The organism is Ewingella sp. AOP9-I1-14, from assembly GCF_052375995.1.
GTDB lineage: Bacteria > Pseudomonadota > Gammaproteobacteria > Enterobacterales > Enterobacteriaceae > Ewingella > Ewingella allii.
Map to the genome: position 1 here is coordinate 123,326 of NZ_JBQSVA010000005.1, position 25,548 is coordinate 148,873.

Annotated in this window: 21 protein-coding genes, 1 tRNA gene and 1 other RNA gene; 15 read left to right on the forward strand and 8 right to left on the reverse strand. The window is 55.6% G+C overall.

Annotation, left to right across the window (positions count from 1 at the left end; translation table 11 throughout):
- Positions 1 to 11 precede the first annotated feature (11 nt).
- A complete protein-coding gene (gene atzF, locus ACT3RT_RS15115) occupies positions 12 to 1,859 on the reverse strand; it encodes an allophanate hydrolase (RefSeq protein ID WP_485902984.1) in 1,848 nt (615 codons plus the stop codon).
- Positions 1,860 to 2,129: 270 nt separating this feature from the next.
- Here atzF and ACT3RT_RS15120 point away from each other — a divergent pair, with 270 nt between their 5' ends.
- From ACT3RT_RS15120 to ACT3RT_RS15165, 10 genes are all read left to right on the forward strand, one after another.
- A complete protein-coding gene (locus ACT3RT_RS15120; RefSeq protein ID WP_485902985.1) occupies positions 2,130 to 2,576 on the forward strand; it encodes an antitoxin PaaA2 family protein in 447 nt (148 codons plus the stop codon).
- 15 nt (positions 2,577 to 2,591) lie between these two features.
- Positions 2,592 to 2,864, forward strand: a complete 273-nt coding sequence (locus ACT3RT_RS15125; protein ID WP_496203255.1) for a type II toxin-antitoxin system RelE/ParE family toxin — start codon at positions 2,592 to 2,594, stop codon at positions 2,862 to 2,864.
- A 14-nt stretch (positions 2,865 to 2,878) separates the two neighbouring features.
- Positions 2,879 to 4,312 (forward strand): alpha/beta hydrolase, encoded by a 1,434-nt coding sequence (locus ACT3RT_RS15130; RefSeq protein ID WP_496203256.1) that lies wholly within the window; start codon positions 2,879 to 2,881, stop codon positions 4,310 to 4,312.
- A 15-nt stretch (positions 4,313 to 4,327) separates the two neighbouring features.
- Positions 4,328 to 4,663, forward strand: a complete 336-nt coding sequence (locus tag ACT3RT_RS15135) for a type II toxin-antitoxin system RelB/DinJ family antitoxin (RefSeq protein ID WP_496203257.1) — start codon at positions 4,328 to 4,330, stop codon at positions 4,661 to 4,663.
- Positions 4,664 to 4,667: 4 nt separating this feature from the next.
- Positions 4,668 to 4,955, forward strand: a complete 288-nt coding sequence (locus ACT3RT_RS15140) for a type II toxin-antitoxin system RelE/ParE family toxin (protein WP_485902989.1) — start codon at positions 4,668 to 4,670, stop codon at positions 4,953 to 4,955.
- A 65-nt stretch (positions 4,956 to 5,020) separates the two neighbouring features.
- Complete coding sequence (locus ACT3RT_RS15145) at positions 5,021 to 5,485, forward strand: MarR family winged helix-turn-helix transcriptional regulator (RefSeq protein ID WP_353503703.1); 465 nt, start codon at positions 5,021 to 5,023, stop codon at positions 5,483 to 5,485.
- Positions 5,486 to 5,640: 155 nt separating this feature from the next.
- Positions 5,641 to 6,063 carry an organic hydroperoxide resistance protein gene (locus tag ACT3RT_RS15150; protein ID WP_034794086.1) on the forward strand — a complete coding sequence of 141 codons (423 nt, stop codon included), beginning with the start codon at positions 5,641 to 5,643 and terminating at the stop codon, positions 6,061 to 6,063.
- A 224-nt stretch (positions 6,064 to 6,287) separates the two neighbouring features.
- Positions 6,288 to 7,973, forward strand: coding sequence for a kdo(2)-lipid A phosphoethanolamine 7''-transferase (eptB, locus tag ACT3RT_RS15155; RefSeq protein WP_496203258.1), 1,686 nt, complete (start codon positions 6,288 to 6,290; stop codon positions 7,971 to 7,973).
- A gap of 101 nt (positions 7,974 to 8,074) precedes the next feature.
- Positions 8,075 to 8,151, forward strand: a tRNA-Pro gene (locus ACT3RT_RS15160).
- Between the two features lie 35 nt (positions 8,152 to 8,186).
- Positions 8,187 to 8,315: non-coding RNA, RtT sRNA (locus tag ACT3RT_RS15165), on the forward strand.
- Between the two features lie 82 nt (positions 8,316 to 8,397).
- Here the strand turns inward: ACT3RT_RS15165 and ACT3RT_RS15170 are convergent.
- Together ACT3RT_RS15170 and ACT3RT_RS15175 are read right to left on the reverse strand one after the other, a co-directional pair.
- Complete coding sequence (locus tag ACT3RT_RS15170; protein ID WP_353503701.1) at positions 8,398 to 8,727, reverse strand: type II toxin-antitoxin system RelE/ParE family toxin; 330 nt, start codon at positions 8,725 to 8,727, stop codon at positions 8,398 to 8,400.
- Positions 8,696 to 8,932 (reverse strand): ParD-like family protein, encoded by a 237-nt coding sequence (locus ACT3RT_RS15175; protein WP_034794079.1) that lies wholly within the window; start codon positions 8,930 to 8,932, stop codon positions 8,696 to 8,698. Before ACT3RT_RS15175 ends, ACT3RT_RS15170 begins: the two co-directional genes overlap by 32 nt.
- Positions 8,933 to 9,630: 698 nt before the next feature.
- Between ACT3RT_RS15175 and dppA the strand changes: the two genes are divergently transcribed.
- From dppA to dppF, 5 genes are all read left to right on the forward strand, one after another.
- Positions 9,631 to 11,238 (forward strand): dipeptide ABC transporter periplasmic-binding protein DppA, encoded by a 1,608-nt coding sequence (gene dppA, locus ACT3RT_RS15180; protein WP_353503700.1) that lies wholly within the window; start codon positions 9,631 to 9,633, stop codon positions 11,236 to 11,238.
- A gap of 207 nt (positions 11,239 to 11,445) precedes the next feature.
- Positions 11,446 to 12,465 carry a dipeptide ABC transporter permease DppB gene (gene dppB / locus ACT3RT_RS15185; RefSeq protein ID WP_353503699.1) on the forward strand — a complete coding sequence of 340 codons (1,020 nt, stop codon included), beginning with the start codon at positions 11,446 to 11,448 and terminating at the stop codon, positions 12,463 to 12,465.
- Between the two features lie 10 nt (positions 12,466 to 12,475).
- Positions 12,476 to 13,390: a dipeptide ABC transporter permease DppC gene (dppC, locus tag ACT3RT_RS15190; protein ID WP_485902993.1), complete on the forward strand. Its 915-nt coding sequence runs from the start codon at positions 12,476 to 12,478 to the stop codon at positions 13,388 to 13,390.
- Between the two features lie 10 nt (positions 13,391 to 13,400).
- Positions 13,401 to 14,426, forward strand: a complete 1,026-nt coding sequence (gene dppD, locus ACT3RT_RS15195) for a dipeptide ABC transporter ATP-binding protein (protein ID WP_353503698.1) — start codon at positions 13,401 to 13,403, stop codon at positions 14,424 to 14,426.
- Positions 14,416 to 15,432 carry a dipeptide ABC transporter ATP-binding subunit DppF gene (gene dppF, locus ACT3RT_RS15200; protein WP_034794069.1) on the forward strand — a complete coding sequence of 339 codons (1,017 nt, stop codon included), beginning with the start codon at positions 14,416 to 14,418 and terminating at the stop codon, positions 15,430 to 15,432. The genes dppD and dppF overlap by 11 nt, the downstream gene beginning before the upstream one ends.
- A 116-nt stretch (positions 15,433 to 15,548) precedes the next feature.
- Here dppF and ACT3RT_RS15205 read toward each other — a convergent pair whose 3' ends face one another.
- The 5 genes from ACT3RT_RS15205 to bcsA all read right to left on the reverse strand — a co-directional run bounded on the left by ACT3RT_RS15205 (position 15,549) and on the right by bcsA (position 25,530).
- Positions 15,549 to 16,508 carry a family 8 glycosyl hydrolase gene (locus ACT3RT_RS15205; protein WP_485903061.1) on the reverse strand — a complete coding sequence of 320 codons (960 nt, stop codon included), beginning with the start codon at positions 16,506 to 16,508 and terminating at the stop codon, positions 15,549 to 15,551.
- Between the two features lie 96 nt (positions 16,509 to 16,604).
- Entirely contained in the window at positions 16,605 to 17,084 is a 480-nt protein-coding gene (gene bcsD / locus ACT3RT_RS15210) for a cellulose biosynthesis protein BcsD (RefSeq protein ID WP_396131795.1), read from the reverse strand.
- Between the two features lie 20 nt (positions 17,085 to 17,104).
- Complete coding sequence (locus tag ACT3RT_RS15215; RefSeq protein WP_496203259.1) at positions 17,105 to 20,941, reverse strand: cellulose synthase subunit BcsC-related outer membrane protein; 3,837 nt, start codon at positions 20,939 to 20,941, stop codon at positions 17,105 to 17,107.
- A 48-nt stretch (positions 20,942 to 20,989) separates the two neighbouring features.
- A complete protein-coding gene (gene bcsB / locus ACT3RT_RS15220; protein ID WP_496203260.1) occupies positions 20,990 to 23,434 on the reverse strand; it encodes a cellulose biosynthesis cyclic di-GMP-binding regulatory protein BcsB in 2,445 nt (814 codons plus the stop codon).
- Positions 23,431 to 25,530 carry a UDP-forming cellulose synthase catalytic subunit gene (gene bcsA, locus ACT3RT_RS15225; RefSeq protein WP_496203261.1) on the reverse strand — a complete coding sequence of 700 codons (2,100 nt, stop codon included), beginning with the start codon at positions 25,528 to 25,530 and terminating at the stop codon, positions 23,431 to 23,433. Before bcsA ends, bcsB begins: the two co-directional genes overlap by 4 nt.
- Positions 25,531 to 25,548 lie beyond the last annotated feature (18 nt).

The window sequence follows — 25,548 nt, forward strand, 5'->3', positions numbered from 1 at the left end:
TGTCGTGATCCTCAGGCGTGATTCAGGGAGGCGAGGTGGGAGATGTAGCTTCTCCAGCCGCCAAAATGGGTGATGTCGGTGGCGTCGGAAATCGCCCACGGCTCGCAGATAAAGCCTTTCACCGTGCGGCCGTCGGCCAGTTGCAGCGAGCCAATGCCCAGCGGCGCGGGGATCTCCGCAACGAACTCGCCAAAGCGCGCCAGCGGGATGTCCCACAGCTCGACGATGATGGCGCTACCGCCCTCGGCGCGAACCAAGCCCGGTTTTGGCGGCTGGGTGTTGGCCAGCGCAAACAGCTTGTAGTTGGCGGCGGTGGTGGTCTGCTCGACCCGCACGGCTTTGCGCTGGGTCAGTTGGAAGTTCAGCGGCATGCCGGTCAGGTGCGCCCCCACCACGGCGACGCGCACGTGGTCTTTACTGGTCGGAATGGCGTGCATCAGCGCGTTGGCGCTCAGCTCGCGGCCGGTCGCGCCGAGAGGCAGAGAAAGGCTGCGCTGCCACTGGCGACCAAAGGCAGCTAACGCGTCGTCGTGCCATGCTGGAGCAATCAGCGTGATGCCGGAAGGCAGGCCGTCGGCGCGAATGCTGGCAGGCAGCGCCAGCGCAGAGAGGTCTGCCAGATTGGTGAAGTTGGTATAGGTGCCGAACTGTGAGTTGTAGCGTACTGGCTCCTGCGCCATCTCTTCCAGCGTGCGAATGGTCGGGGAAGTGGGCACGATCAGTGCGTCAAAACCTTCGAGCGCCAGATTGATTTTGCGCGCCAACTCGGCGCGCAGATATTCGGCCCGCCACGCATCGCAGGCGCTGTAATTCAGGCCATTCGCCACAATGCCGCGCACCGTGGGGTCCATCACTTCTGGCGTTTCTTCGAAAATTTTGCCCACTGCCACCGTGCGCTCGGCCACCCACGCGCCGTAATAGAGCTGCTCCGCCAGTTCGCGGAACGGCGTGAAGTCGATAGGTACCAGCGTCACGCCGCTGGCCGACAGGCGCTCAAGGGCCTGGTCAAATTCAAACTCCGCCAGCGCGTCGCCGAAGAATTCCAGACTATTCGGCACGGCGAAGCGCGGATGGGCCGACATGGCGGCTGGCGCGGTGTGCGGGTTGGCGCGCGAATAGGCGTCGGCGGCGTCATACCCGCCGGCGGCGTGCGCCACGGCTTGGGCATCTTCCACGGTGAGGGCGAAAACGGAGACGGCATCGTTCAAACGGCAGGCCGGAACCACGCCTTTATTTGACAGCCAGCCTTTGGTCGGTTTCAGGCCCACAATATTGTTAAAACCGGCCGGTACGCGGCCAGAACCGGCGGTGTCCGTGCCTAAAGAGAACGCGACCAGCCCGCGTGCCAGCACCGAGGCCGAGCCGGAGCTTGAGCCGCCGCTGACGTAATCCGGGTTGAACGTGTTGCGCACCGCCCCGCGCGGAGAGCGAGTGCCCACCAGGCCGGTGGCGAATTGGTCGAGGTTAGTTTTGCCGACCACGATCGCCCCTTTGGCGCGCAGATTGGCGACCACGGTGGCGTCGTCTTGGGCGACGTAGGTGAATTCAGGGCAGGCGGCGCTGGTGGGCCAACCGCCGACGTCGATGTTGTCTTTAACCGCGAAAGGCACGCCAAACAGCGGCAGGGAAGCCAGCGAGCCATTGGCGTCGCGGCGCAGCTGCTCCAGATGAGCAAACTGTGCCTCGAGCTGGGCGGGCGTCGCCAGAAAGAGCCAGGCGGTGTCTTGCGGGTTCAGGCTGGCTACAACCATTGACAGCGAAGTGCGCAAACTGTCCGGTGCAGAAAGGTAGTGCCGTTGCCAGTCAGATAACGTGAAGGCATGAAAAGGGGGAGTTACCGAGCTTTTGCTGTCGTTCATTGGTTGAATTCCATCTGGTACACAAGATTGAATTCAACAAAGCAAAGGCTGTGCCATATTTTTACTTTTTGATTTTAAAGGACTTTGTAAGAGGTTAGATCCCTACTGCGCAAATGTTGCACCAACGTTGCAATGCAAATGACCGAAAATGGCGCGGGAATTTTGCGAGTTGCCACGCACAAAATAGATAAAATCGGCTTTCTATTCCCTGCGATGTATAGATAATTGCATAAATGATTTATTGTTGATTACAGGAAAGTGAGCTGACCTATGGCACAAGAGATGATTGACCACGCATTACTTACCCGTTTGAACGAGGCGGGCGTAGTGAGTCAGGTAAGTGTGATAGCCCAACATGGAGGATGGACAGTAATGATTAAATATGGCGAAAGTCAGGCGGCCCTTATGGCCCAACGCAGTGGTAAGGTGCGCGTTTTCAAACGGTTTGAGACGCTCGCCGCCTACTTAAAAGAGTTCGGTATCAATCGCTTTGAAGTGGATATTACTGACTTTGACCCCGCAAACGGTGGAGGAGTTACCCGCCCGGACCGTTCCCAAGCCCTCAAACGCGCCCACGAGGCAGCGGCTCTTGATGCTTGGCTCCGCGAGCAGGTCCAAGAATCACTTGATGACCCACGGCCCACCGTTGCTCATGAAGACGTCAAAGCTTACTTCGCAGCCCGTAAAGCCGTGCTGAATAAAAAAGAGAGTGAATAAACGTTAAGGAAAACTATGCAACTGGTATGGAAACCAATGGCACTCGAGGACCGTGAACGCATTTTTGACTGGTTATCAGCCCAGAATGTGCAGGCTGCGATAGCGCTTGATGATGAGTTTGACCTCTTTTCTGAGCGGGTCTGTATCGACCCGCTAATTTATAGAGAGAGTAGAGTCGCGGGTTTACGTGAGGCAGTGATTCGGCCAAATTACATTATGATTTATCAGATACGGGGCGTTGAACTTCATATCGTTAGAATCATTCACACTGCCCAGCGCTGGCCCTAGGGAATACTGACTTCATGCACTTTCGAAAATTGTCGCGGCGTTTGAAAAGAGCGCTATTTGCCCTGTTGCTGGTGGCGCTAACTCTGTTTGGCGTCCGTGTTTATGACTCCCTTCAAGGAGCACCGCTGGAGCCGTGGCATCGTTTAGTGCCGGATGAACTGACCGATGTGCAGCTTGATAAAAGCACTTGGGCGGATTATCTCAAGGCAGAACAGCGCGCATTTGAAGAGGTAAAACAGCAGGTTACGGATAAGCTGGAACCTGAAGATCGCATTCCTTTGAATCGCTATTACAACCGTAGCCCGATTTATCCCGAGCATTTTGCCACTGACTGGAATCGGTCTTACGAGCTGATGCCCGAGGGGAAGCCCCGAGGCGCAGTGGTGCTGCTGCATGGCCTGACCGACTCGCCTTATAGCCTGCGGCACATCGCTCAGGATTATCAGCGGCGCGGTTTCGTGGCGGTGGGCATTCGTCTGCCGGGGCATGGCACCGTGCCGGGCGGGCTGACCAATGTTGATTGGCCGCAGTGGCTAGCGGCGACAAGGCTCGCCGTGCGCGAAGCCCGCCGCGCAGCGGGTCCTGACGTCCCGCTGCAAATGGTCGGTTTCTCTAACGGCGGGGCGCTGGCGGTGAAGTACGCGCTGGATGATGCATCGCTTGAGCGGCCTGCGCGTTTAGTGCTTATCTCGCCGATGATCGGCGTCACCAGCTTTGCGCGCTTTGCCGGTATCGCGGGCTGGCCGGCGATTTTCCCCGCCTTTGCCAAAACGGCGTGGTTAAATATTTTGCCGGAGTTCAATCCATTCAAATACAACTCATTTCCGGTGAACGGCGCGCGACAGTCCTATCAGTTGACCCGTGCCTTGCAAAAGCAGGTCGGCGCCGATGCTAAATCAGACAAACTGGCGCAACTGCCGCCGATTCTGGCTTTCCAGTCCGTGCTGGATTCCACCGTCAGCACTCGCGCGGTGGTCACGCACCTGTTTAATCTGTTACCCGCTAATGGCAGCCAGCTGGTGCTCATTGATATCAACCGCAATGCCTATGTCGGGCCGTTGTTGCGTACGTCCAGTGAAACGGCCATTGAGCGGCTGTTGCCCGCCGGGCCGCGACACTATCAAACCACGGTTATCACCAATGCATCGCCAGAACAGGCAGCGACGGTGGCACAAATCACCGAGGCGGGGCAGACTCAAACAATCACTACGCCGCTCGGCATCGATTATCCTGCGGAGTTTTATTCTCTATCCCACGTGGCGCTGCCTTTCCCGCTGGACGACTCGCTGTACGGGCGAAATCCGCAGGGCGCACCACAATACGGTATTCACCTTGGGCGCTTAGCCGCGCGAGGTGAAAGCGGGGCGCTGGTGGTCAGCATGGATCAGTTAATGCGCGTGTCATCCAACCCCTTCTATCCCTACATGCTGCAAAGAATTGCCCAATGAAGGGTGGATGTTGTCATGCAAATGAATGACAATAAGGGCTTAATGCCCAATGAGGAAAACATGATGCCAAATGCTCTGGTTCAGGCGCGTATCGATTCAGAAATTAAGGACAAAGCAAGCGCAGTGCTTGAAAGTCTTGGTTTGACCCTCTCTGATGTTGTGAGGATTTTATTGACGCGAGTCGCCAATGAAGGAGGGCTGCCAGCCGGGTTTGTCTCGGATTCAAAAGCTTACGATACATGGTTTAAGGCTAAAGTTCGGGAGTCCCTGGAAGACGACTCGCCGAGCATACCTCATAAAGAGGTGGAGGCGTATTTCGCCAAGCGCAGGGAAGAATTGCTAAAAAGGTAGAGGGATGATGCTCGAATGGTCAAAGCAGGCGCTAAAAGACAGGGAAAACATATTCGACTATATCTCAAAGGAAAATGTGCCAGCAGCAATACGCACTGATATTCGGATCAGAGATCATATCTCTCAGTTGCTGATTTTCCCTGAATCGGGAAGAAAAGGTCGTTTAGCGGAAACCCGCGAACTGATTGTTCCGGAAACACACTTCATTGTGGTCTATGCTGTTCTTCCATCAACTCCTAACAAGATCAAGATATTGCGTGTTTTACACAGCGCACGACAATGGCCCGAATAGCTTTCGAGCAAAATGACGTCAAAAAATGCTTGCGATAAAATCGCGCACTATATATATTGAGGCCCATGAAGACGAAAACTGAATCACCAATATCGACCAATGCTCTGCTCCATCTGGATCAACAGATGTGTTTTGCACTGTATTCCGCGAATCTGGCACTGCATAAAGTCTACCGTAAGCTGCTGGGTGAGCTTGATCTGACCTATCCGCAATATCTGGTGATGCTGGTGCTGTGGCAGCGTGATGACGTGATCGTATCGGAAATTGGCGAAAAGCTATTCCTTGATTCCGCGACCCTGACGCCGCTGTTAAAGCGTTTGGAAACTGCCGGTCTGCTGGTTCGTAATCGGGCTAAAACCGATGAGCGCCAGGTGATTATTACCCTGACCGATGCCGGCAAAGCGCTGAAAGAAAAAGCAAAAGGTATCCCGGAGGCGATTATGTGCGCCACTGAATGTGATATCGATGAAATGTCAGCCTTGAAGGGCCAGCTTGAGTCCCTGCGTGAAAGGCTGAAAGATAAGTCCTGATTGCTGAATATCAGGCAGCGAGAAATTCTTTGTAGTCAGCAGACAAGTCCGGAGTAGAGCTTCGAGTTTGTCTGCGAATGATTAACAAGTCGTGCGCTATTAAATAGCGATATTAATTCTTGCCCTAAACCCAACCTGTCTTAAAGGAATGAAATATGTCTATCGAAAAAGTAATGTACCGCGCTCATGTCTCTTCCACCGGTGGTCGTGATGGCCGTGCGGTTTCTGACGACGGCCTGCTGGATGTCAAACTGGGCCTGCCGAAAGAGATGGGGGGATTGGGTGGTGCAACGAACCCTGAGCAGCTGTTTGGCGCGGGTTATTCAGCCTGTTTCCTCGGTGCTCTGAAAGCCGTTGGCGCGAAAGAAAAAGTGAAAATCCCTGCCGACGCTAAAATCGAAGCGACCGTGGGTATTGGTGAAATCCCTGGTGGCTATGGCTTAGAAGTGCAGCTGGATATCACTCTGCCAGGTATCGAACGCAGCGAAGCCGAAGCTCTGGTGGAGAAAGCGCACCATGTCTGCCCTTACTCTAATGCCACTCGCGGCAACATTGATGTCACTCTGAACGTAAAATAAAATAATGGCATCAGTGGAAACCCATTAGTCACGCGTTTGCCACACCAGGTTTACCCACAAAGGAGGCTTCGGCCTCCTTTTCTCGTTTGGGGCTTCGCCTAATGCAGATCATTCTGGAAATCCTAGCCAAATCTCGTTTCTGACCAATATGGGTGAACCACCGGCCAACAAACATGTCACAATGATTCAGAATCTTTCTAAAACTGTCTGGAAAACCACATTACATGAATAGAGTGAAGACTCTATCGCAGCAAAATCTCTCCTTCTTGTTAGCGATTTACATCGGCATTTTCCTCAATGTCTCCGTGTTTTACCGCCGCTTTGCACCGATGGCCCATAACCTCAATCTGACTGAAGTGGTTCAAGCCTTCACAGAAGTGGTTGCCATCGTGCTGTTCACCTTCTTCTTGCTCCGCCTGTTATCACTGGGCGGGCGCCTGTTTTTCCGCATCATTGCCAGCTTTTTGCTGCTGATATCGGTGGCCGCCAGCTACTACATGGTGATGTTCAACGTCGTCATTGGCTACGGCATTATTGCCTCGGTCATGACCACCGACATTGACCTGAGTAAAGAAGTGATTGGCTGGTATTTCTTCTTGTGGATGGCCGTTGTCAGCATCATTCCTTTGATACTTATTTGGAAAAATGACCTGCGGCTGACGCTGATTGAGCAGATGAAAACGCCGGGTCAGCGCCTGCTCCCGCTGGCTATTTTGCTCGCCGTGGTGGCGCTGGTATGGCTGCCGCTGCGCATGCTGGATCGCCAGCAGAGTTTGAATGAAAAACTGACCAACATTGACTTGCCGAGCTACGGCGGCGTGGTCGCGCACTCTTATTTACCCTCTAACTGGCTGGCTGCGCTGGGGCTTTTTGCCTATACGCAGGTGGATGAAAGCAATGACGCCAGTAACTTGTTAGACCCGGCGAAAAAGTTTACCTACATTCCTCCGGCCGGAATTAATGACACTTATGTGGTGTTTATCATCGGCGAGACCACCCGCTGGGACCACATGGGCATCCTCGGCTACGAGCGCGATACCACTCCGCGTTTGTCGCAAGAAGAGAATCTGGTGGCGTTTCGCGGCACCTCGTGCGACACCGCCACTAAGCTCTCGCTGCGCTGTATGTTCGTGCGGGAAGGCGGGGCAGAAGATAATCCACAGCGCACGTTGAAAGAAAAGAATGTGTTTTCAGTGCTTAAGTCACTGGGCTTTAGCTCTGAACTGTTTGCGATGCAAAGTGAGGTGTGGTTCTACAACAACACCAATACTGACAATTACTCTTTCCGCGAAATTATCGCCTCGGAAAAGCGCAATGACGGCAAGCCGGTAGATGACATGCTGCTGGTAAACGAATTGCAAGAGTCGGTGAAAAACCATCCGCAGGGCAAACACTTAGTCATTCTGCACACCAAAGGTTCGCACTATCAGTATTCGCAGCGCTATCCGCGCAGCTTTGCGCGCTACACGCCCGAGTGCATGGGCGTAGATCGCTCCTGTTCAAAGGCGCAGCTAATTAACGCCTTTGATAATAGCGTCCTGTATACCGACACCTTCATCGGCAACGTAATTGACTCGCTGCGCGATAAAAAGGCCGTGGTGTTCTATGCCGCCGACCACGGCGAGTCGATTGATGAGAATTCCCACCTGCACGGCACGCCGCGCCAGATGGCTCCTGACGAGCAATTCCGCGTACCTATGATTGCCTGGGCGTCCGACAGCTTCCTCGCCCAGCCGGACCATCAGGAAGCTTTCGACAGGTTAAAAGCCCAGCAGCGCGTGGGGGGTAAAAAACGCCACGAGGAGTTATTCGACTCAATTCTGGGTTGTCTGGGATATACCTCGCCCGACGGTGGTATCAATCCCGCCAATAATTGGTGTGCTAAACCTCAGTCTGCTGACAGTATTTAAGGCTGAAAATGCCGGTTCCGCTGAATTTCTAAGCAGTCAGCAGAGTTGTCATAAAAAGGCGTTGACGCTCTGAATCAGCAGCAGTAACATGCGGCCCAATTCGGCGAGTAGCGCAGCTTGGTAGCGCAACTGGTTTGGGACCAGTGGGTCGGAGGTTCGAATCCTCTCTCGCCGACCACATTTGAAAAACCTGCTTTTTAAAGCAGGTTTTTTTTCGTCTGGAGTTTATGAGGATGAGAACCTCCGAAGGAGGTTTGAGCCGAGCGCAGCGAGACCACGTTGCTTTAGCAACGGCCCGTAGGGCAAGCATCGTAGATGCGCGTAATCCTCTCTCGCCGACCACATTTGAAAAACCTGCTTTTTAAAGCAGGTTTTTTTTCGTCTGGAGTTTATGAGGATGAGAACCTCCGAAGGAGGTTGGGAGCTATTTCATTAGCTTTAAATCAGCCTTCCGATGATTCTTCTGATCCTGATAGAAGTTTTCATGAGAATCCAGACTCAGCAAATACAGTGCAATTTTATCTTCTACCCAGCTGTAGCCTATTAGCGCGAGCTGGTTGTTGAGTTGGAATTTGTGCACCCGCAGGTAATTCAAATCCCCTTTCTTTAACTCGCCGATAGTCGGGTTGTCCTGTATGCGCTCAATCTCATCCTCCACCACGGCTTGCTGCTGTTGCGGTAAGCGATTTAATGCCTTTGAGAAACGATGAGACTCAAACGTATCAATCCTTTGACCGCTCTGTCCTTCTGACATAACGCGTTACCTTGTGGTTATCAATTTCACTTTTGGCTAAGAGGGTTTCCATAATAAATCGATAGGTAAGGTCAGGGTTATCTTCGGCAATCCGGCCTATTTTCGCCCAATGCTCGATCTGCTTTGGGATACTGCGATGGGTGGCTTCTGCGTGGATTTTTACTTCACTGACAAAATCATCATCAAGCCTGATGCTGGTTGCCATAATTTCACCTTTTTTCATGTGTGCATGCTGAGACTCAGGTTGCGGCATAATGTCGCTATATGCAACAAAATGTCGCAAATAAAATTCTTTCACTCGGAAACAATCACTATTTCCCCCTCTGCACCAAAATAGAGCGAAGGCCCTATTTTGGCGTCCATCTGCACCCTATTCTGGCGCGTTCGCGGCAAATTATCTCATCCGTCCTCAGCATTTTCCGCTGGCTTATGGCCCGATCACACCAATAACCGTTCATATAATCATCATTTGGCAAGAAATTTTTTTCGAAAGAAAACGGGGTAAAGCGCTGAGATGATTCTGTTAGGTAGGTGAATGTGTTGACTTTCTGCCATATAACTGAACTTTCATCCTGCATATGTTAAAGAAAGGTTTTTTTATGTTTGTTTGCTGTTACTCACAGTCTTTGTAAATGCCTATTGGTTATATTGACGTCATCCATCAGAGTTGCCAAATTGATAGCCCGAAGTAAGACCAGAAGATTTTTCCGGTAATTTTTTGTAACGCTAAGTTTACGAGTTTTGCCTGAGAAAACGCCTCCTCGGCGTTCCTCCCTTTTTCTGGAAAGACTTTCCGCAGCGAATTGGGCAACACAGCCTCCCGTCTATAAAAAATAAAGGGGGGCGTGAGCTGCAAATACAACACACACATCCACATCACCATTAATAGATGGAGCACAAGCGATGAAAATCTCCTTGGGTAAAGCAGGGCTACTGAAATTCAGTATGGGCCTGATAGCGCTGACCGTGGCCGCCAGCGTCCAAGCCAAAACTTTAGTTTATTGTTCTGAAGGCTCGCCTGAAGGCTTTAACCCACAGCTGTTCACCTCTGGTACGACTTACGATGCCAGCTCCGTGCCTATCTACAACCGTTTGGTAGAGTTCAAAATTGGTACCACTGAATTGCAGCCGGGTCTGGCTGAGAAGTGGGACATCTCCCCAGATGGCAAAACCTACACCTTCCACCTGCGCAAAGGCGTGAAGTGGCAAGACAGCAAAGATTTCAAACCTACTCGCGATTTCAACGCGGATGACGTGGTTTACTCCTTTGAGCGTCAGTTAGACAAAAACAACCCATACCACGGCGTTTCTGGCGGCAGCTATGAATACTTCGAAGGCATGGGCATGCCTGACCTGATCAGCAAAATCGTCAAAGTTGACGATTACACCGTGCAGTTCGTGCTGAACCGCCCTGAAGCGCCATTCCTGGCTGACCTGGGTATGGACTTCGCGTCAATCCTGTCTGGCGAATATGCGGCTAACATGCTGAAAGCCGGCACGCCGGAGAAAGTCGACCTGAACCCAATCGGTACTGGTCCATTCCAGTTGCTGCAATACCAGAAAGACTCCCGCATCCTGTACAAAGCCTTCCCAGGCTACTGGGGCACCAAGCCGCAGATCGACCGTTTAGTCTTCTCCATCACGCCTGACGCTTCTGTGCGTTATGCCAAATTGCAGAAAAACGAATGTCAGGTTATGCCGTTCCCTAACCCAGCTGACATCGCGGCAATGAAGAAAGACAAAACCATCAACCTGATGCAACAACCGGGTCTGAACGTGGGTTATGTCTCCTTCAACGTTGAGAAAAAACCGCTGGATGACGTGAAAGTGCGCCAAGCACTGACCATGGCTGTGAACAAACAAGCCATCATCGACGCGGTTTATCAGGGTGCTGGCTCTGCGGCTAAGAACCTGATCCCACCAACTATGTGGGGCTACAACAAAGACATCGTTGATTACCCATACGATCCAGTTAAAGCCAAAGAGCTGCTGAAAGAGTCTGGCCACGCTGACGGCTTCACCATCGACCTGTGGGCAATGCCTGTTCAGCGTCCATACAACCCGAACGCTCGCCGCATGGCTGAGATGATTCAGGCTGACTGGGCGAAAGTGGGCGTGAAAGCCAACATCGTGACTTACGAGTGGGGCGAGTATCTGAAACGCGCCAAAGCGGGTGAGCATCAGGCAGTGATGATGGGCTGGACCGGCGACAATGGGGATCCAGACAACTTCTTCGCCACTCTGTTCAGCTGTGCAGCGGCGAAAGACGGCTCTAACTACTCTCGCTGGTGCTACAAGCCGTTTGAAGACCTGATTCAGCCAGCTCGTGCTGAATCCGATCACGCCAAACGTGCTGCGCTATACCAACAGGCTCAGGTTGTGATGCATGACCAGGCGCCTGCGCTGATCGTGGCTCACTCCACCGTTTATGAGCCAGTGCGCAAAGAAGTCAAAGGCTATGTGGTAGATCCACTGGGCAAGCACCACTTCGAAAACGTTTCTGTGGAGTAAAGCTTACTGAATGACCCGGGAACCGCGTTGTGCGGTGCTCGCAATCTTCGCCTACCTAATGGTATGTCTTGATTGCTGCGCTCCTCCGCCTTGTTCGCGGGCCATTCACTACAGCCTTGAATCCATTAGTAAAGAAATAAATGTGAGCTAACAATAAGCCCGGCGAGCTACGGTTCTCCGGGCATTTTATACAAGAGAGTACGGGATATGTTTCAGTTCATACTCCGACGTCTGGGGTTAGTTATCCCAACGTTTATCGGCATCACTTTGCTGACTTTTGCCTTCGTGCACATGATTCCAGGCGACCCGGTGACCATCATGGCCGGAGAACGCGGTATTTCTGCTGAGCGCCACGCACAGCTGATGGCCGAAATGGGCCTCGACAAGCCGCTGTATCAACAATACTTCCACTATGTGACAGGGGTGCTGCACGGCGACCTTGGCGTCTCGTTAAAAAGCCGCGTCCCTGTTTGGCAGGAGTTTGTGCCACGTTTCAAAGCCACGCTGGAATTAGGCATTTGCGCCATGATTTTCGCGGTGATCGTCGGTATACCCGTGGGGGTATTGGCAGCGGTGAAGCGCGGTTCCATCTTTGACCACACCGCCGTAGGTATCTCATTGACGGGATACTCGATGCCGATCTTCTGGTGGGGGATCATGCTGGTGATGCTGGTCTCGGTGCATCTTAACCTCACGCCCGTGTCGGGGCGAATAAGCGACACCGTGTTCCTTGATGACAGCCAGCCGTTAACCGGCTTCATGCTGATCGACTCCTTAATCTGGGGCGAGCCGGGTGACTTCAAAGACGCCGTGATGCACATGATCCTGCCTGCCATCGTACTCGGGACTATCCCGCTGGCGGTTATCGTACGTATGACCCGCTCTTCCATGCTGGAAGTGCTGGGCGAAGACTACATCCGCACCGCGCGTGCCAAAGGCGTGAGCCGTATGCGCGTCATCGTGGTCCACGCACTGCGCAATGCGCTGTTGCCCGTCGTGACCATCATTGGTTTGCAGGTCGGTACGCTGCTTGGCGGCGCCATCCTGACGGAAACCATCTTCTCTTGGCCAGGACTCGGCCGCTGGTTGATTGATGCATTACAACGCCGCGACTATCCGGTCGTGCAGGGCGGTGTCTTGCTGGTCGCCATTCTGATTATCGTGGTTAACCTGCTGGTAGACGTGCTCTACGGCGTGGTCAACCCGCGTATTCGCCACAGAAAATAAGGGGCTCACTATGTCTCAAGTTACAGAGCCCGTTGCTAACGAAATAGTGACGGCAGCGCCGACGCCGATGCCGCCAATGCGCGAATTCTGGCACTACTTTAAGCGCAACAAAGGGGCCGTGACTGGCCTGGTTTACATCATCATCATGCTGGTTATCGCCATTGGCGCTAACGTGATTGCACCCCACGGCCCGGCGGAACAGTTCCGTGACGCGCTGCTGCGCCCACCGGTTTGGCAGGAAGGCGGAAGCTGGAAGTTCCTGTTAGGCACCGACGACGTGGGCCGCGATATCCTGTCTCGCCTGATGTACGGCGCGCGCCTGTCGCTGCTGGTCGGCTGTCTGGTGGTAGTGCTGTCGCTGATCCTTGGCGTTATTTTTGGCCTGTTCGCCGGTTACTACGGCGGCGTGGTTGACGCCACTATCATGCGTATCGTTGACATCATGCTGGCGCTGCCAAGCCTGCTGTTAGCACTGGTACTGGTGGCGATTTTCGGCCCGTCGATAGTCAACGCCTCGCTGGCTCTGACCTTCGTCGCCCTGCCGCACTATGTGCGTTTGACCCGCGCTGCGGTGTTGGTCGAAGTGAACCGTGATTACGTGACGGCTTCTCGCGTGGCGGGTGCCGGTGCCACGCGCCAGATGTTTGTGAACATTTTACCTAACTGCTTAGCGCCGCTGATTGTTCAGGCCTCGCTCGGCTTCTCCAACGCCATTCTGGATATGGCGGCTCTCGGCTTCCTCGGCATGGGCGCACAGCCGCCAACGCCTGAGTGGGGCACTATGCTGTCCGACGTATTGCAGTTTGCTCAGAGCGCGTGGTGGGTGGTGACCTTCCCGGGCGTGATCATTCTGTTGACGGTACTGGCATTTAACCTGATGGGTGACGGTCTGCGCGACGCCCTTGACCCTAAACTCAAGCAGTAAGGGACGAGAGATGGAAACCACATTGATTAAAGATGTACCGGTTGGCAAAACCCTGCTGACCGTAGATAAGCTTTCCGTTCACTTTGGTGACGAAGGCACGCCGTTCCGCGCGGTTGACCGTATCAGCTACAGCGTTAAACAGGGCGAAGTGGTCGGCATTGTTGGCGAGTCCGGCTCGGGTAAATCCGTCAGTTCACTGGCGCTGATGGGGTTGATCGACTTCCCCGGCAAAGTGATGGCTGAGACGCTTGAGTTTGGTGGTCGCGACCTGCAAAAAATGAGCGAAAAAGAGCGTCGTCAGATTGTCGGTGCCGAAGTCGCGATGATTTTCCAGGACCCGATGACCAGCCTCAACCCGTGCTACACCGTAGGGTTCCAGATCATGGAAGCCATCAAGGTGCATCAGGGCGGCAACCGCAAAACGCGTCGTCAGCGCACTATTGACCTGCTGACGCTGGTGGGCATTCCTGATCCCGCTTCACGCCTTGATGTTTATCCGCACCAGCTTTCGGGCGGCATGAGCCAGCGCGTGATGATTGCCATGGCGATTGCTTGCCGTCCAAAACTGTTGATTGCCGATGAGCCGACCACCGCGCTCGACGTGACCATTCAGGCGCAGATCATTGAGCTGCTGCTGGAGCTGCAACAGAAAGAGAACATGGCGCTGATGCTGATCACGCACGACCTGGCACTGGTTGCCGAGGCCGCGCAGCACATCATCGTGATGTACGCCGGGCAGGTGGTGGAATCAGCCCGCGCCTCGGAAATTTTCCGCGCGCCGCGCCACCCGTACACCCAAGCCCTGTTGCGTTCCCTGCCGGAATTTGCGGCGGACAAGGCCCGTTTGCAGTCATTACCGGGCGTCGTGCCGGGTAAATATGACCGCCCGAACGGCTGCCTGCTCAACCCGCGCTGCCCGTATGCTAACGATCGCTGCCGTAAAGAAGAACCTGCACTGCGCGACTTGAGCAATGGACGCCAGTCGAAGTGCCACTACCCGCTCGATGATGCCGGGAGACCAACCTATGAGTCATGATAATTCTGTGAAGTCAGAGCCGCTGCTGCAGGCGATTGACCTGAAGAAACACTATCCGGTGAAGAAGGGGCTGTTTGCTCCTGAGCGCACGGTGAAAGCCCTCGACGGCGTCTCTTTTGACCTCGAACGCGGCAAAACGCTGGCAGTGGTGGGCGAGTCTGGCTGTGGTAAGTCCACGCTGGGCCGCCTGCTGACCATGATTGAAATCCCCACCGGCGGTGAGCTTTACTATCGCGGTCAGGATTTGCTCAAGCCAGACGCCACGGCCGAAAAGCTGCGCCGCCAGAAGATCCAAATCGTGTTCCAGAATCCTTACGGATCGCTGAACCCGCGTAAGAAAGTCGGGCAGATCCTCGAAGAGCCGCTGCTGATCAACACCAAGCTGTCAGCCAAAGAGCGCCGCGAAAAAGCCCTCGAAATGATGGCCAAAGTGGGCCTGAAAACCGAGCATTACGACCGCTATCCGCACATGTTCTCCGGCGGCCAGCGTCAGCGTATCGCCATTGCCCGCGGTCTGATGTTAGACCCGGACGTGGTGATTGCCGATGAGCCAGTTTCTGCATTGGACGTCTCGGTGCGCGCGCAGGTGCTGAACTTGATGATGGACTTGCAGAAAGACCTCGGTCTGTCTTACGTCTTCATTTCGCATGACCTGTCGGTGGTAGAGCATATCGCCGACGAAGTGATGGTGATGTACCTCGGCCGTTGCGTGGAGAAAGGCTCGAAAGACGCCATCTTCAACAATCCGCGCCATCCGTACACCCAAGCGCTGCTCTCCGCCACGCCGCGCCTGAATCCGGATGAACGCCGCGAGCGCATCAAGCTGACCGGCGAACTGCCAAGCCCGCTGAACCCACCGGCCGGTTGCGCGTTCAACGCCCGCTGCCGCCGCGCCTTCAGCACCTGCAAGCAGTTCCAGCCGCAGCTCAAACAGTACGGCGACCAGCTGGTGGCCTGCTTCGCCGTCGACCAAGACGAAAACGGCCAGACGCAAACCGTGGCCTAACAACCGGCTTCGACTCCTTTGCTGAAAATCAAAAAGCCCGCGATTGCGGGCTTTTTTTCGTCCAAATCATATTAAATATGCAATGGATACTCAGCCAATCCATTGCATTTATACAATTATTTCCCCTGACTCGCCCACCAAGCCAGCAGTTGCAGGGTCGAGGAGTAGTAGTCATCTTTTGGTGCGAGGTCGGGGCTGATGGCGCTGCGATTTGCCATGGTGAAATCGCGGATTGCCAGCAGGCCGGGGGACATATTGTACTCCGCCTTGGTGCCGGTCATGACGTCAACCCAGGCAGGCGTGGCGTCGCGTGGTGATTTCTGCCACCACTGGATATAAGGCGCGAGCCCAGGGCTACCAGCGTGTGCCCAGCCGAGGTAGAGCGGGATGCGCACCGCGTCGTAGCTAAAGCGCGGCGGCCATTTGCTCGAGGGTAGCAGAGTGCCGTCGGCTTGCAGCGTCACCCAGTCGGTCGGCAAACGCAGTTCGCCAAAGGTCATCTTGCCGAGCAGCGCGACGCCGCTTTCATCGAGATCTTTCCACACTTTCAAATGACTGTGCTGGTAAAACGCCTGCCACGCGGGGAACAGGAAATAGGACGGGTTGAGGGTTATCGAGCTGGTCTGGTTAAAGCCCGAAACGCCCGGCAGCATCACTTTATATCCGGCGTAGTCGATCACCGTTTTCTTGATGAGCGCCGACTGGAGTTTGTCCGAAGCCTGCGTGTAGCGCGGGTCATGCCAGCGATCGCCCGCCAGCAGCAGCGCCCAGGCCATTAAGGTATCGCCATCAGAGGCGTTATTCTTGTCCGCTACTTTGGGAGTGGCATTTGGGTCATAGCGCCACGAATAGAGGCCAATATCCTTGCGATAAAGGTTCTTATTGGCCCATTGCCACAGCTGGTCGAAGGTCCCCTGATCATTGTTGTACACCGCCAGCAGCATGCTGAAACCCTGCCCCTCGGTATGACTCACGCCTTTGTTGGCGGTGTCGGCAATGCGCCCGTCGGCCAGCAGAAATCGGCTTTTATACTCTAACCAGCCATTGCTCTGCGACCAGCCACTGTTCTGTGCCATTACAGCCGTTGAAAACAGCGTCGCTGAAACCAGCGAGCAGAAAACGCCAAGCCACAACAGCAGGCGACGTGCCCGAACTGACAACATAAAAATTCCTTACAATCCATTTTGATAACGGAAAAGCAGCACACCTTCACGGCCGCTTTCCTGCCAGCGGAGTGATACCGAAGCCTGCCCGCCCTGGGCCAGTAGCCATTCGCCATATGCCCCTTCCAGTACCGCAACCAGCGCGATTTGCCACAGGGCCTCATCACTGCCCTGCGGGGCCGCAGGCCAGGCGATATGGGCCAGCGTCAGCTGCTGGTTGGTCGCCTCAATCTTCACCACGCCCCAGTCGAACTGGCCGAGCAGCTGATTGAGCTGGTCTTCCAGCTCACCCAATGTGGCCGCCGTCGGAAGAGGATATTGTCTGGCTAAATTGCTGCCCATCAGTGCCAGAAAGCGTCGCCCGTCTTCATCATCCGCTGAGGAAAGGATCCCTGAGAACAGCACCTGCACCAGATTTTGCCAGCCAGACGTCTGTTTACGCTGGCGATAATACTGCTGCTCGACCCGTGTATAGTCTTGTTGTTGCATGGTTTTTTCCATCACTGAGATCAATTCTGGCCCATAAGATAGCGGAAGTAGAGCTGAGCTTTGCTTTCATTGTAGTCGCCGAAAGTGTCATAGCCCACTTGCCCGCCAATCTGCATATTTTTGTTCAGGTGGTAGTTGCCGCCGACACCCGCGTTCCAGCCGATGCCGTTTTTCGAGCCGCCGGAGTAGAAGGCTTCCTGCGCTTTGCCATCGGCAACCAGCTGTTCCAACTGGCTTTGCAGGTTTGCGTCTTCCGGGAAGTACGGGCTTTCGTCCTGAGTGTAAGACTGATAGCCGACCGAGCCGCTGAGCTTCAGGTCCCAATCGTTATATTTCTGGGTGTATTCCACCGGGAATGACACGCTGACGTAGTTTTGCGGGCTGAAGTAGCCACCCTGACCATAGCTGAAGTAGCTGAGGTTTTTGTCGAAATTCATATAGCCGACGTTTACCCCGGTTTTCAGCTCGCGGTCGTCATAACGATAAGGTCGGATATATAAACCGACGTTGGCGTTAACCGCCTTGTTCGAGGTGACGTGGTCGCCCAGATAGCTGTAGTAGCCGCCACCGGCATAGAAACCGGCGTCGCCGTCGTCATAGGATAAATTGACGCTGCCGCCGTTTTTGGTGACTTGCCCCCACTTGTCGCCGGTGTAGGCATCTCGGGTGCCGACGTAAGAGAGCAGGCTGTCGTTGACGGCGCGGCGCTCGGCGGTCACGGTCAGGGTGGTGAAGTCGCCTAGTTTCGGCGCCCACTGTGCGCCGCCGACCAGCGAGGTTAAATCCTGACCCAGCGGCGTGGAGCCGACGTCCACTTTGTAGTTATCGCCACTCAGCGCGGCGTTCAGCTCGACGCCGGATTCACTCTGTGAACCCGAGGACTCTTTGGCAATGTACTGCGACGGCGAGGCCGGGGTATTGGAGGCATTTTGCTGCGCCTGAGCCAGCGGGCTGAGCTCGCCGTGCAGCGCGCCAGTACCAAAGCGATTATTGGCGCTGTCGCTGCTTGAACCGGCGTCCAGCGTGACCGGCGTGACCCCCAGCGTGACGCGCGACGAGTCAAACGGCACGAAGGAGAAGCTCATCGGCGCTTTGGCCTCGGTCAACTGGCTCAGACCACTTTCCCCATCGCGCCCGCGCACCGACAGTTCGCCCTGTACCCAGTTGGCGGTTCTGTCTTGCAGCTGGTCGAGCATGTCGTCGATCTGCTTTTCAGTAGCGTTGCGCTGAACCACGGCGGTCGGCGTCGCACCCGGCAGAGGCGCCGTGCTGGTGGAAGCCGTTTGGTCCGACTGCTGCCACGGCATCACCGTGCCATACACCGACTGCGTGGTGCTGCGCGAGGTGCGGGTAGAACGGTTGATGAACGGGTTGTCGCTCAGTTGCAAACCGGCGATCTGCGACGAGCCGCCGTCAGCGCCTTCCAGCCCAATCATCTTGCCTTTCGCCGAACGCAGCAGCGCCAGCGCCTGCTGATGGTCGCCTTCGGCTTCGGCCACTCGCGCCGCCAGCAGCAGTCGCTCTGGGGTGCGCGGGCCGGTTAAACCGTTCATCAATTGCTGCGCCCGCGAGGTGTCGCCTTCGGCCAGCGCGATGTTAATCGCACCCACCCTGGCGTCCTGCGTCGGCGTATCGTTGCTCATCAGGTAGTTATAAACCTGACCGGCCTGTTTATTCATTTTGCCGGACTGGTATAGACGGGCCATCGCCAGCATCAGGTCGCGGTTTTGCGGATCGGCCTGCAGGGCGACAACCAGCTTGTCGTAAGCCGCCGCGTACTGGCCCTGCTCGCGCAGGTCGTCGGCCTGATTAATCACAAAGCCGTTGCGCATACCGGCCATTTCCGTTGGTGTCGAGCTGGCCTGAATCTGAGGGTTTTGCAGGAATGCCTGCGCCTCGCCGCTCAGCCCCGCCTGATTCAGTACGGTGATTTGGTCGGCATAGTCTCCGGCATTGCCCTGCACGCCCTGACGCATATTCTGGCGCACAACCTGCACCGCCAGCGGAATTTGCCCGGTGGCGGCTAAGTTCTTCGCCAGCACGCCCGCATCGGCAGGGGCCGACGGCGGGTTCTGCGCTAAGGCGCGAAGGGTGTTGGCGGCGGCAGCGCTATCCCCTTGGCGTAAGTAGCTTTCTGCCGAAGCCATCTGCTGATTGAAATTCGCCCGTTGGCCCAGTTCACGCATGGCGGTGGTCTGTCTGGCTCGCGGAATGCGCGCCAACAGGGCGCTGGCGCTGGACCAGTTTTGGGTTTCTGAAGCGAACAGGGCAGCGGCATACAGCTCGGTGGCCCCCGCGCCCGGCTGATTCGCGCCCGCCATCAGTGACTGCGCCTGCGCGGTTTGCCCCTGTTTTTGCAGAATGCGCGCTATGTCCAGCTTCACCCAGACGTTGTTCGGCTGCCTCTCGCGCGCCTGTTGCAGAATCATCAGGGCGCGCTGCGGGTCGTTGTTGGCGACGGCCTGCGCGGCCTGACGGCGCATTGGCTCGATGACGTCAGCCACCGCCGGAGGTTGCAGCTTATTGCGCAGCGCGGTCGGCAGGGTTTGCAGTACCTGATTGGCCTCGGCAGTTTTATTCTGCTGGCGTAAAACGTAGTACAGCCCCGCGCGGGCATCGGGATTGTCACCCAGCTGGCTGTACTGCTGCTCGGCGGCGGCCAGATCCCCTTTGCGGCGCAAAATGTCGGCGCGCAGCAGGCTGGCGGACAGCCCTTTGTCGCCACCGGCCTGGGTCAGCGGCGTGACGCTGGCCAGCGCGGCGTCGAAATTGCCCGCTCCGGCGTCATTTTTGGCTTTGCTCAGTTGGGCATAAAACTGCGAGTCCTGCGCCTGCGTCGCCAACTGGGCGCTGTTGGTGCCGCCCTGTTGCGCCGCGCGGGAGAGGTAATCCGCCGCCGCCGCAAAATCGCCGTTGCGCTGCGCGATATAACCCAGCCCGGCGAGGGCATCGGCATCGTTAGGATTGCCATTTAAGACGGTCTCGAACCGGGTTTTGGCATCATTAACATTGCCACTATTCAGCTCATCGAACCCCTGACTTTTCGCCGCGCCGCCAATATTCTTCTGGAAGTAGGCCATCACGCTGGTGTCATTGGGGTGACGCGCCTGATAACCCTGATACAGCTCGCGGTCGCTTTCGCGCGGCACCATCCACAATAACGCCTGACGCAATGAGCGATCGGCCTCCGGGCTATTGGCCGCCATGCTGCCGAGCAGATTAATGCCGTCGCGGCGGGTAGATTCTTGATAAGTCAGCACTTTGCCGAGCGCGAGGCGCGCCGTGGCATCTTCAGGATGCTGGGCCACGCGCTGTTGCAAACCCTGAATCGCCTGAGGTTGCAGTGACTTGTCGCCCGCCATGGTCAGGTAATATTCGTTCGCCAGACTGTCCAGCGGCTGATCGCCATTGAACAGCGTGCGGTACGCCGTCAGCGCGCCGCTGATATTGCCCTGCGTCGCCATCTGCCGTGCGGCGGCCAGCTGGGCCGGGGGAATAGATTGCACGGCTTTCGCATTGCTTAGCGAGGCAAGACGCGGATCCTGCGGCGACACGGCGCCCAGCTTGTCCCGCCACTGGTTGGCGGCGGCCTTATCGCCACTTTGCAGGGAATAGAGCGACATCAAATAGAGCGCCTGCGCGTTATTCGGGTCAACCAGCAGCACTTTGTTCAGCGCGTCTTTGGCTAAATCATCGTGGGCGCGATCGTGCCAATAGGCCGCCTGATCGAACAAGGCTTTCAGCGCCGGATTTGAGGTGTCCGCCGCATGGGCTGCCAGCGCAGCACTTCCCAGTCCGGCGATCCCTACCAGATAAATCGCCCTGAACACCGCCAGAGATAGCTTATTGTTTTTCATGGTTAACTCCGGTGATCGCCGAGTCAGATATCATTGTTATTGTTATGTTCATTGTGCCGACTTCTTACCGAGACGCTTCGCCGCGTGCCTTGCCAGCAGGACATACAGGCTGAGGCCAAGCAGCAGGGAGATACCCACGGTGATAAGCGACAAGATCACGATATGCGAGCTGGCGTACCAGATGACCATCATGTACCACGGCATCTGCCCGGCCGGGAACTGCTTGCCGACGGTGAAGCTGCGAATGCCGTTTTCATCCGTAACAATGGCTAAATCGCCGCGCACCCCGGCGTTAATCTTCGAGGATTTAAGGTCACTGTGGATTTTCAACAGCTGCTGGTCATCGGTGCCGGTGGCAACCACCACCACGTGGGACGGCGACCAGGGCGAGCGATAACTGGCAAAGCCGCGCCACGCGCCCGTTGAAGAGAGATAACGGTCAGCATCCAGAGGCTGGCGATACCAGTCGCCGGTCAGGGCATCGAGCACGCTTTGCCACTGGCTCGGCGTTTTCACACTTAGCGAACTGTTGTTGATGACAAACGGCGAGTCGTGCAGCAATTGCTGATTAAACGGCGAATCACCCAGCGTGCTAATAGCTAAAATATTTCGATCAAACAGCGGGTTATCCTGCTCATTGTCTTTCAAACCAAAAGCCACTTCCACGTGATTGACCGGCACGCCCGTGGCATTGCCCGCGCGCGCCGCCATGTTCAGCAGGGTATGAACCTCCCCGGCCGACGGCGTTTCTGGCAGCAGCATCAGCGTGTCGGCGAAGTCAGCCTGTTTGGAGAAAGGGAAGGACGCGCCGACGAAGTAAGAGAGGTTAGGCAGCTGGGCAAAGTGGTAGCTGTTGCTCAGATCGATGTAAGAGTTGGGGTCGATGCGGCTCTTAATGTTGTCGCTGCTCGTGATGCTGCACGGCGCGTCTTTTTTCGGCTGAATGTCGAAGTAGAACGCCAGCTGGTTATCACCGTAAATCAGGTACGGCTGAAGCTGTAGGTTGTAGCTCTCCTGGCGACTGTCGAAGCCAATGCGCCGCCAGACGTTCTCCAGCAGGCCGACTTTATTCACCGTCAGATTGCGCAGGAAGGTGCCGTTAATCGACACATTGAGCTGCGAGTTATCTTCATCAATCCAGTTTTCCGTTGGGAAACGGTAATCGATTTTCACCGGAATGGTGTGCCCATCCCACATAAAGAGGTCCGGCGCGGCGCGGAACGGAACGTGGATTTCATTATGGTAAATGCCGGTGGCGGTCAGCGGATTTTGGTCACGGGCAACCAGTTCGCCCAGCGTGACCGGGCGCGTGGTGTCAATCCAGTGCGGCGCATCGTAAGGCTGGCGCGCCGGAATGGTCTGCTGGGTGACGTCGAGATATTCGGTATTGGCCGGAAGCGGGGCGCTAATCAGACGATAGGCGGCCTGGCGCAGTTGGTTTTCGTCATTGCCGGTGATCAGCAGCAGTTTGTAGACCGGATTGTTTGGGTTATCAATTAGTTGAATGCGCGGCCCCTGACTGACAGGCAGCGTTAGCGAGCCGATTTTATCCCCCGGCTTGCCAAAGATAATGCCACTTTGCTGGGGTAAATCATTCAGCACCACCGGAAAATCCACGCCGCGATAGTCTGACAACACGCCCAAATAGGAGGCGACCATCGCCGCCGCGCTGACATCCTGCGGCTGTAGCGACGAGGTGAAAGCCATCGGCACGATGGATTCTTGCATCTGCAGGGCGTCGAAGAACGGGCGCGGGAACTTGCCGAGGTCGCGGCCGATATTCAGCTGCTGGCCTTCCAGATTGAGATGCGAGGTAGGCCGCACTTGGACCCAATACTTGTCCGACTGGTCCTTCTCACAGGCCATGGTGTTGTTGTCATGCACGCGGAAGCTGAGGTTGTTGCGCGACACCACCATGGCTGACGGAATATCCAGCTCGAACAGGTCGCCGGCGCTGCTCTCTTCACTCAGCGGCAGGCTGCCCAGCGGCTGGCCGTTGAGCATCAGCTCTAGCGTGGTATTGCGGGCAATCAGCGCCGGGGAGATTTTCAAAGCCAGTGAAAGCTTGGCGTTGGTTATCACCTGATCGGTCGGCAGGGTGAAAATAATCCCCGACTGTAGCTGACCGCCGCTCAGGGTTAAGCCGTTTTTCTGGCCCATATCGGCCACGCTGATGCTGTTGGCGAAGGGCTGAACCATGGCCGCAGGCGCTGTTTCTACCTGAGCTGGCGTGACTTCGACGGGCGCAGGAGCGGTTTCAACAGGTGCAGGGACGTCCGGCAGCGGCGTCGCGGTTTCCACGGCGGATGCCGCCGGTGCGGGTGGCATCCACGAGGGGGCAGCAGGCAGGGCGCTGGCGTCAGCGTTGGCGGCCGGCGGGGCCTCTTCCGCGTTGGTTTGGGCCAGCGGCAGCATGCCTAAGGCCAGCAGCACGCCTTGGGATACGCGGCGATAGAACCCAGAAGCTGTTGATTTATGAGGTAATGACTTCATGCTGCCTCACTCTTAGTGGCTGATTTTTGCAGCTTGTTTTTGGCGCGGCGCTCGCGCCAGGTGCCGAAGAACAGGTCAAAGACGCAACGCACAATGCCAAATAGCGAGTGCAGTGGGCGGTCTTGCGGGTATTCATCGCCAATCCACGCATCGGCGCGCGACAGCACCACGCGCACCAGCTCACGGCGTTTGTCCAGCGGCAGATTTTCAAATTGCAGGCGGATACGGTCTTTATTGGCGCTGATTTGGCTGACCGGGAAGCTCTCTGCGCCCGAGGCCAGCTGGATTTCCACCTCTTCAATCTCTTCATTGATATAACGCTCGTCCGGCGTCACCAACTGCACGCCGCCCATCGACATATCAATGGTTTGGGTGCGCAGGGAGATGCCATTGGCGTAGTGAATAATGGCCGGAATGGCGGCTTCGACGCGAATGGTTTTGCGCACCTGACGCGTCTCTTTCGCCACGGCGATGGCCGCCAGCAGGATCAGCACGCTAAAGCTGCCCCACGCCACGTTAAGCGCGATGACGCTCGGATCGACATCAAAATAGTTGTGGAACACCACGCGAATAAGCCCCCAGCCGATGCCCATCAGCATCAGCGTCAGCGCGATGATGTGCGGCTTAACGATGTGGAAATCGAAGAAGCCGTTGTCGAGCAGCCCGCCTTTGTCCGTTACGTTGAATTTGCCTCTTTTCGGCGAAACCAGCGTCAGCAGGGTAGGGATAATCAGGTGGAAGGCCATGACGGTGTCATACACCTCGCCCCAGAAGGAGTAGCGGAATTTGCCGTTAAGCCGCGAGTTCATATAAATCGACATCACCAAATGCGGCAGGGCGTAGGCAAAAATCAGGCTCGAAGAAGAGGCAATGATATTTAGGTTGAACAGCAGGAAGGCGATCGGCGCGGTCAGGAACACCACGCGCGGCAAACCGGACTGGAAGCTTATCATCGCGTTCAGGTAGCACAGGCGCTGTGGGAAGGTCAGCCCGAGACCAAACAATGGATTATCCATGCGCAGGATTTGCGTCATGCCGCGCGCCCAGCGGGTACGCTGGATGACGTGCAGGCCCAGTCGCTCGGTGGCTAAGCCAGCGGCCAGCGGAATAGCCAAGAAGGCCGACTTCCAGCCCAGACGCTGCATTTTCAGCGCGGTATGGGCATCTTCGGTGACGGTTTCTACGGCAAAACCGCCAATTTCATCCAGCGCGCTGCGGCGAATAACCGCGCAGGAGCCGCAGAAGAAGGTGGCGTTCCAATTGTCATTTCCTTTCTGAATTGGGCCGTAAAACAGCGAGCCTTCTTTGGGAATATTGCGGCCAATTGACAGGTTGCGCTCGAAAGGGTCGGGGGAGTAGAAATAGTGCGGAGTCTGCACCAGCGCCAATTTTTCGTCTTTCAGGAAACCGCCCACGGTGGCCTGTAAAAAGACCCGGGTCGCCACGTGGTCGCAGTCGAAAATACAAATAAGCTCGCCACGGGTTAATTTCATCGCATTATTTAAATTGCCGGCTTTGGCATGGGCATTATTATTACGGGTGATATAACCCACGCCGACGTCGGCGGCGAACACCGCAAATTCATCGCGCTTGCCGTCATCCAAAAGATAAATTTTCAGCTTATCCTGTGGATAATCAATGCATTGTGCCGCCAGCACGGTATCGCGCACCACGTCCAAACTTTCGTTATAACTCGGGATATAAATATCTACCGTCGGCCATAACGACATGTCGGCAGGCAGAGGTTCGATGGTGCGATTCAATGGCCACATGGTCTGTAAATAGGCCAGCATTAAGACCACCCAGACATAAATATCCGCCAAGAATAGGCCCAGGCCCAAAATGGTTTCAATAGTGGAGTTGAAATGCAGGGTTTCAGTGGCCCGATAGTAGATATATCGGGTGGACATCAGTACCGACAGAATGACCAGCACAATAGAAATGCGGCGGTGTTTGATTCGACCCAGAATAAATAACAGGCCGATACTGATTAAGCCAAAAATATACTGTTTCTGGCTATCCATAGGGGTAATGATAATAACTGCCGCAACGGGCAGTAAAAGAAGTACGAGCAGGGAGAATAGGAATTTATTCATCGCTTTTAGGATCGCTTT